At 65.3% G+C, this 16,501-nt stretch carries 10 protein-coding genes and 1 CRISPR repeat array; of the genes, 8 read left to right on the plus strand and 2 right to left on the minus strand.

Features of this window, described 5'->3' with window-relative positions:
- The first annotated feature begins 5 nt into the window (after positions 1-5).
- The 8 genes from cas5c (at position 6) to uvrA (ending at position 14,144) form a co-directional block, all read left to right on the plus strand.
- Positions 6-659, plus strand: coding sequence for a type I-C CRISPR-associated protein Cas5c (gene cas5c / locus RT282_RS00820; RefSeq protein WP_313311180.1), 654 nt, complete (start codon positions 6-8; stop codon positions 657-659).
- The gene (gene cas8c, locus RT282_RS00825; RefSeq protein WP_313311182.1) at positions 656-2,449 is read left to right on the plus strand and encodes a type I-C CRISPR-associated protein Cas8c/Csd1; all 1,794 of its coding nucleotides are present in this window, start codon (positions 656-658) and stop codon (positions 2,447-2,449) included. The genes cas5c and cas8c overlap by 4 nt, the downstream gene beginning before the upstream one ends.
- On the plus strand, positions 2,446-3,432 hold the full coding sequence (gene cas7c / locus RT282_RS00830; protein WP_313311183.1) for a type I-C CRISPR-associated protein Cas7/Csd2: 987 nt from the start codon (positions 2,446-2,448) through the stop codon (positions 3,430-3,432). Before cas8c ends, cas7c begins: the two co-directional genes overlap by 4 nt.
- Before the next feature lie 10 nt (positions 3,433-3,442).
- Complete coding sequence (locus RT282_RS00835) at positions 3,443-3,802, plus strand: BRO family protein (RefSeq protein ID WP_313311184.1); 360 nt, start codon at positions 3,443-3,445, stop codon at positions 3,800-3,802.
- 3 nt (positions 3,803-3,805) lie between these two features.
- The gene (cas4, locus tag RT282_RS00840) at positions 3,806-4,447 is read left to right on the plus strand and encodes a CRISPR-associated protein Cas4 (RefSeq protein ID WP_313311185.1); all 642 of its coding nucleotides are present in this window, start codon (positions 3,806-3,808) and stop codon (positions 4,445-4,447) included.
- Between the two features lie 23 nt (positions 4,448-4,470).
- The gene (cas1c, locus tag RT282_RS00845) at positions 4,471-5,499 is read left to right on the plus strand and encodes a type I-C CRISPR-associated endonuclease Cas1c (protein ID WP_313311188.1); all 1,029 of its coding nucleotides are present in this window, start codon (positions 4,471-4,473) and stop codon (positions 5,497-5,499) included.
- Between the two features lie 9 nt (positions 5,500-5,508).
- Positions 5,509-5,799, plus strand: a complete 291-nt coding sequence (cas2, locus tag RT282_RS00850) for a CRISPR-associated endonuclease Cas2 (RefSeq protein WP_313311190.1) — start codon at positions 5,509-5,511, stop codon at positions 5,797-5,799.
- Between the two features lie 240 nt (positions 5,800-6,039).
- Positions 6,040-10,939: a CRISPR direct-repeat array (repeat unit 36 nt; unit sequence GCTCGCCCGTTAGCAATGACGGGCGTGGATTGAAAC).
- Between the two features lie 112 nt (positions 10,940-11,051).
- Positions 11,052-14,144: an excinuclease ABC subunit UvrA gene (uvrA, locus tag RT282_RS00855; RefSeq protein WP_313311191.1), complete on the plus strand. Its 3,093-nt coding sequence runs from the start codon at positions 11,052-11,054 to the stop codon at positions 14,142-14,144.
- Between the two features lie 136 nt (positions 14,145-14,280).
- On the opposite strand, the gene RT282_RS00860 is transcribed toward uvrA, so the two are convergent.
- Both RT282_RS00860 and RT282_RS00865 read right to left on the minus strand, forming a co-directional pair.
- On the minus strand, positions 14,281-15,684 hold the full coding sequence (locus tag RT282_RS00860; protein WP_313311193.1) for an ATP-binding protein: 1,404 nt from the start codon (positions 15,682-15,684) through the stop codon (positions 14,281-14,283).
- A complete protein-coding gene (locus RT282_RS00865) occupies positions 15,681-16,358 on the minus strand; it encodes a response regulator (protein WP_312307200.1) in 678 nt (225 codons plus the stop codon). The genes RT282_RS00860 and RT282_RS00865 overlap by 4 nt, the downstream gene beginning before the upstream one ends.
- Positions 16,359-16,501 lie beyond the last annotated feature (143 nt).

The following is a 16,501-nucleotide window of genomic DNA, read 5'->3' on the forward strand; positions in this document are numbered from 1 at the left end:
GTGCCATGAACCGCTTTTGCCTGGAGGTCTCCGGCCCGCTGGCCTGCTTCACCCGCCCCGAGATGAAGGTCGAGCGCGTGTCGTACGAGGTCATGACGCCCTCTGCGGCGCGCGCCGTGTTCGAGTCCATCCTGTGGAAACCCGAGATCCGCTGGCGTGTACGCTGCATTGAGGTGCTGCGCCCCATCCGCTGGATGAACCTGCGGCGCAACGAGGTCAGCGCTGTCGTGTCCACGCGCAACGTGCAGCAGGCGATGGCGGCGGGCAGCGGCAGCCTGGCGCTGTACGTCGAGGACGAGCGCCAGCAGCGCGCCAGCCTGCTGTTGCGCGATGTCGCCTACCGCATCCATGCCGAGCTGTCTTTGGCGCCGCAGGCGCGCGACCCCCTGGCCAAGTACACCGAGATGTTCGCGCGTCGCGCGCGCAAGGGCCAGTGCGTAAACCAGCCCTACCTGGGCTGCCGCGAGTTCGCCGCGCACTTCCGGCTGGTCGAGCCGCAGGAGGCACATAGCCCGCCGCTGGATGAAACCCGCGCCCTGGGCTGGATGCTGCACGACCTGGATTTCAGCCAGCCGCACGACCCACAGCCGCGTTTCTTCGACGCGCGGCTGGAGGCGGGGCGGATACAGGTGCCTGATTTCTCGGAGACCCGCGCATGATCCTGCACGCCCTCGACGAGTACTACCGTCGCAAGTGCGACGACCCCGACCCGGCGCAGCGCCTGCCGGATTTCGGCTGGGAAACCAAGGAGATTCCTTTCATCCTGGACATCGATGCAGATGGCGCGCTGGTGCAGCTGTGCGACACGCGCGAGCTGCAGGGCAAGAAGAAGGTGGCGCAGGCGTTTCGCGTGCCGATGGCGGTCAAACGGGCCTCTGGCGTCGTCGCCAATCTGCTGTGGGACACGCTGGAATACGTGCTCGGCGTCGATACCAAAGGAAAGCCCGAGCGCGTCGCCGAACAGCACGCGGCTTTTCGCGCACGCATGGCGGCGCTGCCCGCACAGGCCCAAGCCGACGTGGGCCTGCAGGCGGTACTGCGATTCTTGGAGGGCTTCGATCCGGCCGCCCTGCACCACCACCCCGCCTGGGCTGAGATGCTGGAGACCAACCCGCTGCTCAGCCTGCGCCTGCACGGTGACGAAGGGCTGGTCTGCCAGCGCCCAGCGGTGGCGCAGGCGGTGCGGACCATGGCTGCCGCAGAGGACGACGAGGGCGGCGCCAGTGCCATGTGCTTGGTCAGCGGCATGCACGGCCCGGTGCAGCGCCTGCACGCCGCCATCAAGGGCGTCTGGGGCGCGCAGACCTCGGGTGCCAATATCGTCTCGTTCAATGCGCGCGCTTTCGAGTCCTATGGCAAGACCGAGCGCCAGGGCGAGAACGCCCCGGTCGGCCGCGCCGCTGCGTTTGCCTACACCACTGCGCTGAACCACCTGCTGCGCAAAGACTCGCGCCAGCGCATGCAGGTGGGCGATGCCTCGACGGTGTTCTGGACAGAAAAGGCAGCGCCGTTCGAGACCCTGTTCGGCGACGTGTTCCAGGACGACCCGGACCAGGCCGGCGCTGTGCGCGCCCTGCTGGAGGCGCTGCACAGCGGCCGTCTGGCTGGCCCCGAGGGCGACAACCGCTTCCATGTGCTGGGCCTGGCGCCCAACGCCGCGCGCATCAGCGTGCGCTTCTATCACTGCCTGCCGCTGCGCGAGCTGGGCCGGCGCGTTGCACGGCACTTCGAGGATTTGAAGCTGGTGCATGGCCCGAACGAAGCACCCTACCCGTCGCTGTTTCGCCTGCTCACCGCCGTGGCGCTGCAGGGCAAGGCTGACAACGTGCCGCCCAGCTTGGGCGGGGGCATCGTCAATGCGGTGCTGGCCGGCGAGAACGCGCCCTACCCGCGCCTGTGGCTGAACGCTGCCGTGGGCCGCTGCCGCGCCGAGCGCCAGGTGACCTACCTGCGCGCCGCCGCCCTCAAGGCCTGCCTGAACCGCCAGATCCGTTTGCACCCCTCGTCAGAAAAGGAGTTCCTGCCCATGCTCGACCTTGCCAACCCGCACCCGGCCTACCGGCTCGGGCGGCTCTTCGCTGTGCTGGAAAAGGCCCAGGAAGAAGCCAGCCCGGGCCTGAACGCCACCATCCGCGACCGCTACTACGGCGCCGCCTCCAGCACGCCGGTGGCGGTGTTCACCACGCTGCTGCGGCTGAAGAATGCGCACCTGAAAAAGCTCAACCCGGCCCGCGCACAGTGGTTCGAAAAGCTGCTGGGGGAGGTGCTGGCGCCGGTGGCGGAATTTCCCGCGCACCTGGCGTTGCCCGACCAGGGCCGCTTCGCGCTGGGTTACTACCACCAGCGCCAGGACTTCTTCACCAAAAAGCCCGATACCGCTTCGCCCGGTACACCCGATACCCCCAACGTTCCCGAAACCGCCGATACCTCCGAAGGAGCAGCCGCATGAGCCTCACCCAACGCCACGACTTCGTCCTCGTCTTCGACGTGCGGGACGGCAACCCCAACGGCGACCCTGACGCGGGCAACATGCCGCGCCTGGACGCCGAGACCGGCCATGGCCTGGTCACCGATGTGGCCCTCAAGCGCAAGGTGCGCAACTTCGTCGCGCTGGTAAAGGACCAGAGCCAGGACGCGCCCGGGCCTGGCGAAAAGCGCTTCGAGATCTACGTGCGCGAAAAGGCCATCCTGAACCACCAGAACCAACGCGCCTATTCGGCATTAAATCTGGCCCCAGCCCTTGAGGAGCAAGCGCAAGCAGCTATCGAAAGCGAAGCGACCGACGGCAAGAAGAAAAAACCCGCCAAGGAAAAACGCAAGGGCAGCGCCGACGACGTGCAGCAGGCGCGCCAGTGGATGTGCCAGAACTTCTTCGACGTGCGTACCTTCGGCGCCGTCATGTCCATTGGCGTCAACTGCGGTCAGGTGCGCGGCCCGGTGCAGCTGACCTTCGCGCGCTCGGTCGAGCCCATCGTGGCGCTGGAGCATTCCATTACCCGCATAGCCGTGGCCACCGAGGCCGAGGCGGAAAAGCAGCAGGGTGACAACCGCACCATGGGCCGCAAGCACACTGTGCCCTATGGCCTGTATGTGGCGCATGGCTTTGTCTCCTCTTTCCTGGCCAAGCAGACCGGCTTCGGGCAGGACGACCTGGAGTTGCTGTGGCAGGCCCTGGGGCAGATGTTCGAGCACGACCGCTCTGCGGCACGCGGCGAGATGGCCACGCGCGGCCTATACGTCTTCCAGCACGACAGCGAACTGGGCAACGCTCCTGCGCATGCCTTGTTCGAACGCTTGAAAGTGACACCGCGCGAGGCAGGCCGAGTGGCGCGTAGCTTCGACGCCTATGACGTGGTCTTTGACGATCAGGACGTAGCGGTGGGCACGCAGGTGCAGGCCGCGCCGGGCGTCACGCTGCGCCGCATGTACTGATCGAGTTGCTGTGAGGGCACTGCTCACCGACTTCGAAAGCCGCTCCATCCGGCGGCTGTACCGCGACGAGAGCGCAACCTGGTGGTTCTCGGTGACCGACGTCGTGCAGGTCCTCACCTATCCACCAGATGATCTAGCGGCGCGCGAATATTGGAACCAGCTCAAGCGCCGGTTGGTGACCGAGAGCAGCCAATTGGTGTCGGCCAGTCACCGGCTGAAAATACCCGCCGCCGCCGACGAGAAGCAGCGATTTACCGACCACGCCACTGCCGAGACCTTGCTGCGTCTGATGCAAGCGGTGCTGAGCCCCAGAGCCGAGCCCAACAAGCCGTGGCTGGCCAAGGTGGGCCTCCCCAGCTCACAGGCCTGAGCCATGCCAGAGGCCCCAGACCCCATCCCCCTGTCGGCGCTGCAGCACTGGTGCTACTGCCCGCGCCAGTGCGGACTGATTCATCTGGAGCAGGCCTTCGACGACAACGTGCACACGTTGCGCGGGCAGGCTGTACATGCGCGCACCGATCAGCCGGGTGTTGAAACCGCCAGAGGCACGCGCGTGGAGCGCGCCCTGCCGCTGTGGCACGACACGCTGGGGCTGGTGGGCAAGTCCGACGTGGTGGAGTTTCTGCCTGGTGGCGCGCCTTACCCGGTGGAGTACAAGCACGGCAGCCGGCACAAGGCGGCCGACATTGCGGCCTGCGACGACCTGCAGCTGGCGGGCCAGGCTCTGTGCCTGGAGGCCATGACCGGCCTGCCCGTACATGAGGGCGCTCTCTACTACGCCAGCTCCCGCCGCCGCCGGGTCGTGGCCATCGACGAGGGTTTGCGCGCGCAAGTGGCTGAAACGGCGCGGGCTATTCGGCAGATGTTGGCAAGTGGCCGATTGCCAGCCCCTCTGGCCGGGGAGCAGGCGGCGAAGCGCTGCAGGGGCTGCTCGCTCATCGAGCGTTGCCAGCCGCAGGCCACGCATGCGGGCCTGGCGGCAGCTCGCCGCCTCTTGTTCGACCCCGATGCGTAGCGCGGCCATCAGGAAGCACTGCCATGCAACTACTCAACACCTTGTACGTCACGCAACCCGAGGCCTGGCTGAGGCTGGACAACGACACGCTGCGCGTGGAAATCGAGCGTGAAACGCGGCTGCGCGTTCCGTTGCACCACCTGTCTGCGGTCGTGTGCTTCGGACATGCAGGCCTGTCCGCGCCTTTAATGCACCGCCTGGCGGATGACGCCATCGCACTGGTGCTGCTGGACGACAACGGGCGCTTCAAGGCCCGCCTGGAGGGTGCGGTGAGCGGCAACGTGCTGCTGCGGCAGGCGCAGTTTCAGCGCCTGGCAGATGAGGGCTTCACGCTGGACATGGCGCGCGCCTGCGTGGCCGGGAAGATCAAGAACTGCCGCCAGGTGCTGCAGCGCGGAGCACGCGAGGCCAAGTCTGAGCAGGAGGCGGCCTTGCTGACGCGCTTGGCCAACGATCTGGCCGCCAGCTTGCGCGCCCTGCCCGAGGCAGGCAGCCTGGACAGTGTGCGAGGCGTCGAAGGCGAGGCGGCAAGGCAGTATTTCAGCGGTCTGAACTTGCTGGTGCGCCCTGACCAGCGTGCCGTCTTCGCGATGGATGGGCGCACGCGCCGGCCGCCGCGAGACCGCTTCAATGCACTGCTGTCTTTTCTGTATGCCATGTGGATGAACGATTGCCGCAGCGCAATCGAAGCCGCAGGGCTGGACCCACAGGCGGGCTTTCTGCATGCGCTGCGCCCCGGCCGGGCGGCGCTTGCATTGGATTTGATGGAGGAATTTCGTCCCTGGGCCGACCGCTTGGCCCTGACCCTCATCAATCGCGGGCAGTTGTCGGCCGGAGACTTCACGGTGCGGGAAGGGGGCGCTGTATCACTGGAGTCCGATGCACGCAAGGCCGTGGTCATCGCTTTTCAGGAGCGCAAAAAGGATGAGATCAACCATCCCTTGCTGGCGCAGTCGGTGCCCTTGGGCCTCGTGCCGCTGGTTCAGGCGCGGCTGATGGCTCGTGCGGTGCGTGACAGCGCAGCCCCCTATATACCTTTCGTGGCGAAGTAGGAGATCGCCATGCTGGTGCTGGTCTGTTACGACGTCAATACGGAAACCAAAGCGGGCCGGCGGCGCTTGCGCCGCGTAGCCAAGGTGTGTGAAGGCACAGGCCAGCGCGTGCAGAAATCGGTCTTCGAATGCCAGCTTGACGTGGCCCTGTTTGAAGAGCTGGAGCGCCGGCTGCTGGCGGAAATTGATCCTTTGCAGGATTGCCTGCGGCTATACCGGATTCCCGGCACCCGTGGCTTTGAAGTGCTGGAACACGGAGCCTTCAAAGCAACGGATTTCGATAGCCCGCTCGTGCTGTAAGAGAAGGCAATGCGCGGCTTTCGGCGGGAGCGTAGCTTCCCCGCTGCATGCTATGGTGACTGCCGCGAACCCTAAGTGATGCCATTTTTCATGCGAGGTTCGCGCGCTTCGCAAGCCATTGTTTTTCCGGTGTTTTATTTCTTCTCACGCTTATTTTGCTTTCGAACTTCCAGCCATCCGGACGAGGTTCGCGCGGAGCGTGGGAAAAACGCTTTGGGTGCAATGGCTTCCAGGCGAGGCGCTCGCCCGTTAGCAATGACGGGCGTGGATTGAAACTGCGGCTCCCGCTGCGTCGTGCGCGCTGCCCAGCGGCTCGCCCGTTAGCAATGACGGGCGTGGATTGAAACCACTAGTACGGGGAGCGGTGCCGGCACTACTTGTGCTCGCCCGTTAGCAATGACGGGCGTGGATTGAAACTCGACAAGAACGAGCAGGGCGCCGCGCTGTTCTACGCTCGCCCGTTAGCAATGACGGGCGTGGATTGAAACCGCTGCTCACAGACACAGCAGAGCACCACGGGTCGCTCGCCCGTTAGCAATGACGGGCGTGGATTGAAACTTTGCGTAGATCAGCGCCATGGTGGGCTCCTGAAAGCTCGCCCGTTAGCAATGACGGGCGTGGATTGAAACCACGAAACGTGGTATTCGGCGCGCTGCGCGGTGGCTCGCCCGTTAGCAATGACGGGCGTGGATTGAAACTCCTGTCTGAGTTCGCACCAACAGGCGGCGGTTTGCTCGCCCGTTAGCAATGACGGGCGTGGATTGAAACCCGCGTGATGGACCGCTGGCACTATGTCGGCGGCGGCTCGCCCGTTAGCAATGACGGGCGTGGATTGAAACAATAGCCGGTGGGATGGCATCGATCGCTATTGGGCCGCTCGCCCGTTAGCAATGACGGGCGTGGATTGAAACTTGCCCTCGCTGGTGCCGAGGAACTTGGCGATCACGCTCGCCCGTTAGCAATGACGGGCGTGGATTGAAACGTGTCGCCGTCGCGGAGGACGTAGCCCTCGTGGGTGCTCGCCCGTTAGCAATGACGGGCGTGGATTGAAACATGAGCACGGAGGCGTCGGCGATGCGGCGCGCGAGCTCGCCCGTTAGCAATGACGGGCGTGGATTGAAACCTTCGCCAAGTGCTCGATTTCCACGTCCACGGCGGCTCGCCCGTTAGCAATGACGGGCGTGGATTGAAACACGCGCCAGGTGGGCTTGTGGAGCGCCGCCCTAAGCTCGCCCGTTAGCAATGACGGGCGTGGATTGAAACAGCTTCGCCGGCCAGCAGGCCGCCACCGCCGACCGCTCGCCCGTTAGCAATGACGGGCGTGGATTGAAACTCCTGTCTGAGTTCGCACCAACAGGCGGCGGTTTGCTCGCCCGTTAGCAATGACGGGCGTGGATTGAAACCTGCAGCATGGCGGAGAAACCCCCGGAAAAAGAGGCTCGCCCGTTAGCAATGACGGGCGTGGATTGAAACAACCACAACCGAGGAGTAATCCATGAACCGTTTCGCTCGCCCGTTAGCAATGACGGGCGTGGATTGAAACCAGCGAGGCGAGCCACAAGCGCGTGTGCCATCTGGCTCGCCCGTTAGCAATGACGGGCGTGGATTGAAACGTGCAAGCGACGACGCCACGCCCATGGACGAGCTGCGCTCGCCCGTTAGCAATGACGGGCGTGGATTGAAACTCGGCAACGCGGGCCAGGTCTTCCGGCGTCCCGCGCTCGCCCGTTAGCAATGACGGGCGTGGATTGAAACCAGCTGCTGCGCGATCATGCGGCGGGCGTATTCACGCTCGCCCGTTAGCAATGACGGGCGTGGATTGAAACGCTACGGTGGCCGCCTGGGGGCCGGCGGTCACGCAGCTCGCCCGTTAGCAATGACGGGCGTGGATTGAAACCAAGAGGCCATCAACCGAGGCGACAACGTAGCCCAGCTCGCCCGTTAGCAATGACGGGCGTGGATTGAAACAACTTCGTATACATCGTATCTACTACGGCTGTACGGCTCGCCCGTTAGCAATGACGGGCGTGGATTGAAACCGATTCCAGCGCCCCCCTCGTGCGCCATGCTGATGGCTCGCCCGTTAGCAATGACGGGCGTGGATTGAAACCCCAAAGCCTGCGTGGCTTTGGCAAGGGGGAATCGCTCGCCCGTTAGCAATGACGGGCGTGGATTGAAACTCCGTTACGGAAAAGCGCATGTCCACCCTCTGGCCGCTCGCCCGTTAGCAATGACGGGCGTGGATTGAAACAAGCGTGACGGCACAGGCGCAAAGCCGTAACGGAAGCTCGCCCGTTAGCAATGACGGGCGTGGATTGAAACTCGCGCTTGGCAATGCCGCAAATTTTCAGCAACCGCTCGCCCGTTAGCAATGACGGGCGTGGATTGAAACTACCACGGCGAGATCACCGGCTTCGAGGGCTGGGGCTCGCCCGTTAGCAATGACGGGCGTGGATTGAAACTGTTGTGCGCTGCGGGGACGCGTGGATCGTCAACGCTCGCCCGTTAGCAATGACGGGCGTGGATTGAAACGAGTTCCCGGAGACAGCGTAGCCGGGCGGCCCCCCGCTCGCCCGTTAGCAATGACGGGCGTGGATTGAAACACGGCAACCAGGCAGCGTACAGGGCCCAGCTGGTGGCTCGCCCGTTAGCAATGACGGGCGTGGATTGAAACACTGAGGGTCATGGGTTGCGGGCCCCTGCCCTGCGGCTCGCCCGTTAGCAATGACGGGCGTGGATTGAAACCTGCTGGGCACGGGCCTGCTCCTGAGCCGCTTTCGCTCGCCCGTTAGCAATGACGGGCGTGGATTGAAACTTTTGCCAGGCGCCGGTGAACGGCTCGGCAATTCGCTCGCCCGTTAGCAATGACGGGCGTGGATTGAAACACGACACTCTCCGAAGAACGGGGCGGACTTTCGGGCTCGCCCGTTAGCAATGACGGGCGTGGATTGAAACCATCGACAAGGCCGCCGCCGTCTCGGGCTCGCTGGCTCGCCCGTTAGCAATGACGGGCGTGGATTGAAACTCTGCAGCGCATCTTTTTACTAGGTGCTAACCCTAGCTCGCCCGTTAGCAATGACGGGCGTGGATTGAAACCGGCAACTGGCTGACTCTACGGACGAGTTGCGAGCCGCTCGCCCGTTAGCAATGACGGGCGTGGATTGAAACCTTTCAACCGTCAGGATCGCCCCGTGAAGGCGCCGCTCGCCCGTTAGCAATGACGGGCGTGGATTGAAACCCCCGCGGTCAGGGACCGTTCATCCGCCGGGCGCGGGCTCGCCCGTTAGCAATGACGGGCGTGGATTGAAACAAAAAGACGGTCAGTGGAAACAGCGTGTTCTCTCGCTCGCCCGTTAGCAATGACGGGCGTGGATTGAAACACCGCTTTCCCGTCGCCAGCGGGGGCGCCCTGTGGCTCGCCCGTTAGCAATGACGGGCGTGGATTGAAACTGCCGGGCTGGTGAACCAGCAGGCATGGAAGAAGGCTCGCCCGTTAGCAATGACGGGCGTGGATTGAAACGACGTGGTGATCAACGTGACCACCACCCGCGCGCTGCTCGCCCGTTAGCAATGACGGGCGTGGATTGAAACCCGACCGGATCGGCCTTTCTGGCGTTCGTAGCGCGCTCGCCCGTTAGCAATGACGGGCGTGGATTGAAACCGCTCCATCGACAGCACCAATCGGCAGCGCTCTTGCTCGCCCGTTAGCAATGACGGGCGTGGATTGAAACACCAACCTGCATACGTTCGGCATCAAGATCCCTGGCTCGCCCGTTAGCAATGACGGGCGTGGATTGAAACACCCCTTGCGTGTCGCCGATAAGGCACGCGCAGGCTCGCCCGTTAGCAATGACGGGCGTGGATTGAAACACGCCGTCGGCGAGTACCACCATCCCTTCGGCGAGGCTCGCCCGTTAGCAATGACGGGCGTGGATTGAAACTGCAAAGAAAACCCCGATTTACCCATCTGCAAGCGCTCGCCCGTTAGCAATGACGGGCGTGGATTGAAACTCTATGGGTTTCACAGGTCAATTCCCCACGTGGAAGCTCGCCCGTTAGCAATGACGGGCGTGGATTGAAACTTTTGTACGGCGACATGAGCGACCGCATGCACAGCGCTCGCCCGTTAGCAATGACGGGCGTGGATTGAAACAATCCGGCGACATCGTGACCGTCGCCGCCCCCTAGCTCGCCCGTTAGCAATGACGGGCGTGGATTGAAACTACGGCGAGGCCAAGGGGCAACTGGCCCCGCCAGGCTCGCCCGTTAGCAATGACGGGCGTGGATTGAAACCGTTGCTGCGGTTGAATGACTGCTCTCGTGCGATGGCTCGCCCGTTAGCAATGACGGGCCTGGATTGAAACCAACCAGCGTTCAGCGCCATTTGCCGGAAATTTGGCTCGCCCGTTAGCAATGACGGGCGTGGATTGAAACGACGCTAGGCTCATGGAGGCGTGAAAAAGCCCGCTGCTCGCCCGTTAGCAATGACGGGCGTGGATTGAAACTGGACTGGCTCCACACCGTAGAGGGGACGATCACGGCTCGCCCGTTAGCAATGACGGGCGTGGATTGAAACGCGTGCAAGTGACTGGCCAGCAAGTGCCCACCGGGCTCGCCCGTTAGCAATGACGGGCGTGGATTGAAACTCCATGGCCGGCGGCTACGTCGATGACCCGCTGGGCTCGCCCGTTAGCAATGACGGGCGTGGATTGAAACATTGCCCCGCCGGGCAGTGGCCAACCCCCGCCGAAGCTCGCCCGTTAGCAATGACGGGCGTGGATTGAAACACGCTCACGGTGGCCGCGAATACGGCGCTGTCCTGCTCGCCCGTTAGCAATGACGGGCGTGGATTGAAACATGGAGCGCCCGCCATGGACCACCTGCACCTGCACCGCTCGCCCGTTAGCAATGACGGGCGTGGATTGAAACAAGCCGCTGGGCGCCCCCATCACGGCGGTGCAGCGCTCGCCCGTTAGCAATGACGGGCGTGGATTGAAACGACAGCTACGCCGACCATCCGCGCGTCTACGTGCGCCCGCCCGTTAGCAATGACGGGTGTGGATTGAAACAGCTTCGAGACCGCCACGCGCACCGCGCACGTGCTGCTCGCCCGTTAGCAATGACGGGCGTGGATTGAAACCAACAATGCCACTATTGCCTACGCGCCTCCTACCACTCGCCCGCTAGCAATGAAGCCCGTAGCCTGAAACTACTCGACCGCTACACCGTCCCCCAGCCTTCCAATCACTATCATGGCCGGTTCCCCTGCCGCATCCCCCGCCGCCGTGAACCTGCCCCCTCCCGATGCCTCCGAAGACGCCCGTGACGGCGCCTACCTCGCCCACGCTCTGCGCGAGCAGCGCATCAGCATCCGCGGCGCGCGCACGCACAACCTGAAGAACATCGACCTGGACATCCCGCGCAACCAGCTGGTGGTGATCACCGGGCTGTCGGGCTCGGGCAAGTCCAGCCTGGCCTTCGACACGCTGTATGCCGAAGGCCAGCGGCGCTACGTGGAGAGCCTGTCGGCCTATGCGCGGCAGTTCCTGGGGCGGCTGGACAAGCCGGACGTGGACCTGATCGAAGGCCTGTCGCCGGCCATTGCCATTGAGCAAAAGGCCACCAGCCACAACCCGCGCTCCACCGTGGGCACGGTGACCGAGGTGCACGACTACCTGCGCCTGCTGTTCGCCCGCGCCGGCACGCCGCACTGCCCCGAGCACGGCCTGCCACTCACCGCGCAGACCGTCAGCCAGATGGTCGATGCCGTGCTGGCCCTGCCCGAGGACACGCGCCTGATGCTGCTGGCGCCGGTTGCGCGGCAGAAGAAGGGCGAGTTCACCGAGCTGCTGGCGCAGATGCAGGCCATGGGCTACGTGCGCTTTCGCATCGACGGCCAGACCTACGACGCCGAGGGGCTGCCGGCGCTCAAGAAAACCGAGAAGCACGACATCGACGTGGTCATCGACCGCCTGAAGGTGCGCCCGGATGCGCGCCAGCGCCTGGCCGAGAGTATCGAGGCCGTGCTGCGCGTGGGCGGCGCCGAAGGCGCCGGCCGCGTGCTGGCGCTGGAGATGGACAGCGGCCACGAGCACCTGTGGTCCAGCCGCTTCGCCTGCCCGGTGTGCAGCTACGCGCTGGCCGAGCTGGAGCCGCGGCTGTTCTCCTTCAACTCGCCCAGCGGCGCCTGCCCGGCGTGTGACGGCATCGGCCAGCAGGAGGTGTTCGACCCCGCGCGCATCGTGGCCCACCCCGAGCTGAGCCTGGCCGGCGGCGCCGTGCGCGGCTGGGACCGGCGCAATGGCTACTACTTCGCCATGATCGAGAGCCTGGCCGCGCACTACGGCTTCGACGTGGACACGCCGTTCGAGGCGCTGCCCGAGGCCGTGCGCCAGGTCGTGCTGCACGGCTCGGGCAGCGAGGACATCGCGTTTCGCTATGTGCTGGACAGCGGTACGCGCAAGGGCCAGGAGATCGTCAAGAGCCACCCCTTCGAAGGCATCGTGCCCAACATGGAGCGGCGCTGGCGCGACACCGACTCGGCCACGGTGCGCGAGGAGCTGGCCCGCTACCGCCAGTGCCAGCCCTGCCCGGCCTGCCGCGGCGCGCGCCTGCGGCCCGAGGCGCGGCACGTCAAGCTGGGCGAGCCCGAAGGCCAGGGCCTGGCCATCCACGAGGTCAGCGAGATGACGCTGGCCGGCGCCCAGGCCTGGTTTGCGCAGCTGCAACTGTCCGGCGCCAAGGCCGAGATCGCCGCGCGCATCGTGCGCGAGATCGGCGCACGCCTGTCCTTCCTGAACGACGTGGGCCTGTCCTACCTGAGCCTGGCGCGCAGCGCCGACACGCTGTCGGGCGGCGAGGCCCAGCGCATCCGCCTGGCCAGCCAGATCGGCAGCGGCCTCACCGGCGTGATGTACGTGCTGGACGAGCCCAGCATCGGCCTGCACCAGCGCGACAACGACCGGCTGATCGCCACCCTCAAGCACCTGCAGGGCCTGGGCAACAGCGTCATCGTGGTCGAGCACGACGAGGACATGATCCGCGCCGCCGACCACGTGGTGGACATGGGCCCGGGCGCCGGCGTGCACGGCGGGCGCGTCATGGCCCAGGGCACGGCGGCGCATCTGGCGGCCAGCGCCGAGTCACTGACCGGCCAGTACCTGTCGGGCGCGAAAAAGATCGCCGTGCCCGCGCGCCGCACGCCCTGGCTGCCGGTGCTGGCCGAGCAGCAGGACGCCGCGCCGCCCAAGAAAAAATCCGCCTCGCGCTTTCCCGAGACGGCCGCCAGCATGCGCCGCAAGGAGCGCCTGGCCGAGCACCGCGCCACGCAGGGCAGCCTGCAGGCACTGCGCGTGCTGGGCGCGCGCGGCAACAACCTGGCTGACGTGAGCGTGTCCTTCCCCGTGGGCCTGCTGACCTGCGTGACGGGCGTGTCCGGCTCGGGCAAGAGCACGCTGGTCAACGACACGCTGCTCAAGGCCGTGGCGCGCCAGCTGTACCGCGCGCACGACGAGCCGGCCGAGCACGATGCCATCGAGGGCATCGAGTACTTCGACAAGGTCATCAACGTGGACCAGTCGCCCATCGGCCGCACGCCGCGCAGCAACCCGGCCACCTACACGGGGCTGTTCACACCCATCCGCGAGCTGATGGCCGAGACCACCACCGCGCGCGAGCGCGGCTACGGGCCGGGGCGGTTTTCCTTCAACGTGTCGCAGGCGGCCGGCGGCGGGCGCTGCGAAGCCTGCCAGGGCGACGGCGTGGTGAAAGTGGAGATGCACTTTCTGCCCGACGTCTACGTGCCCTGCGACGTGTGCCACGGCCAGCGCTACAACCGCGAGACGCTGCAGGTGCAGTGGAAGGGCAAGAGCATCGCCGAGATCCTGCAGCTGACGGTGGAAGACGCCTGGCTGCTGTTCAAGGACGTGCCAACCATCGCCCGCAAGCTGCAGACGCTGCTGGAGGTCGGCCTGTCGTACATCCGCCTGGGCCAGAGCGCCACCACGCTCTCGGGCGGCGAGGCGCAGCGCGTCAAGCTCGCGCAGGAGCTCTCGCGCCGCGACACCGGCCGCACGCTGTACATCCTGGACGAGCCCACCACCGGGCTGCACTTTGCCGACGTGGACCTGCTGCTGCAGGTGCTAACGCGGCTGCGCGACGCGGGCAACACGCTGGTGGTCATCGAGCACAACCTGGACGTCATCAAGACCGCCGACTGGATCATCGACATGGGCCCCGAGGGCGGCGCCGGCGGCGGGCGCGTGGTGGCCGAGGGCACGCCGGAGGACGTGGCGGCGAACCCCGCCAGCCACACGGGGCAGTACCTGCGCAGGTATTTGGGTTAAAACCGCCTTCAGCGCTGGTGAATCCAGCGCCGGATGCTATCAATTTGGGAGTTTCCGGGGCGGCTGGCCGCCACCCGGTTGGCGCGCGGACGCGTCGCGGTCCCGCCGCACGGCATGCGTCAGCGGGCATATGGCGTTAACCGTGTTCCACGGCGAGCGGAATGTGGACGATGACTTCCAGGCCCCCTTCAGAAGGGCTGGAGAGTGCGACCTTGCCGCCATGCCGTTCAGCCGCGGCACGTGCGATGGTGAGGCCCAGGCCACTGCCACTTTGCGTGGTGGTAGGCAAGCGGTAGAACCTGTCGAACACCCGTTCGTGCAGCGCCTGCGGTATTCCGGGACCAGAGTCGATGACGTGCATTTGCACCTGTGGGCCCGCCCGCGCCAGGCGGACACAGACGGTACTTCCGGTGGGGCTGTACTTGATGGCGTTCTCCACCAGGTTGTCTATCAACGAGGTGAAGGCCTCCTCGCTGCCCCGCACCTGGAATGGCGGCTCACCTTCGCAGAGCAGCTCGAGTTCAATCCGGCGTGTCCGGGCAAAAGCATCCAGTACCGTCAGCCTGTCCTGGGCCAAAGCGTACAGGCATAGGAGAGAGCACATCTCATGCCGGGGTTCGGCCTCGCTGCGCATCAGTTGCAGCAGCTGCGACACCACGCGCGTGGCCCGCTCGTTGCATCGCAGAAGGTTGCCCAGCAGCTCGCGCTCGGCCCCGGCGAAAGCCTGGGTGCTCAGTGCCTCGACGTTGACGCGCAAGGCGGCCAACGGCGTGCGCAGCTCATGGGCGGCATCGGCGACGAGGTTGCGTTCCCGCTGCAGGCTGACGCGCGCTTGCGCCAGCAGTGCATTGACGCTGTCCACCAGAGGGCGGAGTTCACGGTGTGGAGGTGCTGATTGAAGCGCGTCCAGATCTCCCGGCCTGCGCGCCGTGATCTCATCGGCCACTGCCTGCCACGGGCGAAGCGCCACACGCAGGGAGAAGAAAGCCGGCAGTGCCAGAAGGGGCAGGCTGATAGCCAGCGGCATCAAATAGAAACCACGGGAATGAAAGCCCAGGGCTGCCGCAGGTAGCCCTGGCATCACCAGAGTGACCTGGATGTTGCCAGGCAGTGGTGCGACGGTGCGCGCACGCAGGGTTCCCCCACCAGCCTGGAGGTGCCCAATATGGTCGGTCTGCACGGGGCGCAGCCCGGGAAGGAGCGCTGCGCTGTGGTAGATCGACCGCCCCTCCTGCCAGACGAACAGCTGGGGCACGAGGACGCCGTCACCATAGGAAGCGTGCAGCGCCGTGGTGAATGCGTCGAGCGTCTGCTGCCGGCGAACGGGGTCGTCGGCGAGGTTGCTGGCGATGGTGGCGACCACCGTATAGACCGCATCCATGCGCAGCAAATCTTCGTTGTCCTGGGCGTCATGCAGCATCGCGGTCGTGACGAGCCCCCACAGCACCGCCAGGCCGAGCATCTGGGAGAGCAGCAGTCGCCGGATCAGCGATGGCTGGCGCACCAGGCGCAGCCAGTGCGCAAGTTTCTGCCGGATCATGGACGAGCGGACGGCGCGGGCACGGTCTCAATGGCGTAGCCCACCCCCCGGACGGTACGGATGTAGTGGCTGCCGATCTTCTTGCGCAAGTTGGACATGTGCACGTCCAGGCTGTTGCTGCTTTGCAGGCCGCCGGGGAGAACCTGCTCCTCCAGCAGCCTGCGCGACACCACATGGTCGCGGCGCTTGATCAGGAGACTCACCAGGTCGAACTCGCATCGCGAAAGCTCGACCGTCGCTCCGTCGACCTGCACGCGCCTGGCGGCTTCATCCACAGACAGACCGCCGACGACCAGTGCGCTTCCTGCCGTTCGGTAGGTGCGGCGCACGAGGGCCTGCAGCCTGGCCACCAGCTCTGCCAGAGCAAAGGGCTTGACCAAATAATCGTCCGCGCCATTGTCCAGGCCCCTGAGCCGGTCATTCAGGCCATCGCGTGCGCTCAGGATCAGGACGGGAAGCCTGGGCTGCCCTTGGCGCAAGTCGGACAGCAAGGCAAGGCCGTCACCGTCCGGAAGGCCCAGGTCCAAAACCACGACATCGTGCAGTGCATCCTCAAGGCGGGTGCGGGCATCCTGGAGCCGGCGTACCCAGCACACCCTGAATCCCTGGCCGGACAGGGCCAGGCGGATACCGTCACCAAGCTCCAGATCGTCTTCGACGAGCAACAAATTCATGCGGTCAGTCTCCAGTGGTTGGGCCCGTGAGGGGCGGAGTATCGGCGGCAACGGCGCCCCTCCTCTTCATCCAATCTTCATGATGGATTAGGAAATCCGTCAGTTTGGCTCGCCACATTGCAGGGCACCAGCCTGAGCAATCG

The organism is Pulveribacter sp. (assembly GCF_032079985.1).
Taxonomy (GTDB): Bacteria; Pseudomonadota; Gammaproteobacteria; order Burkholderiales; family Burkholderiaceae_C; genus Melaminivora.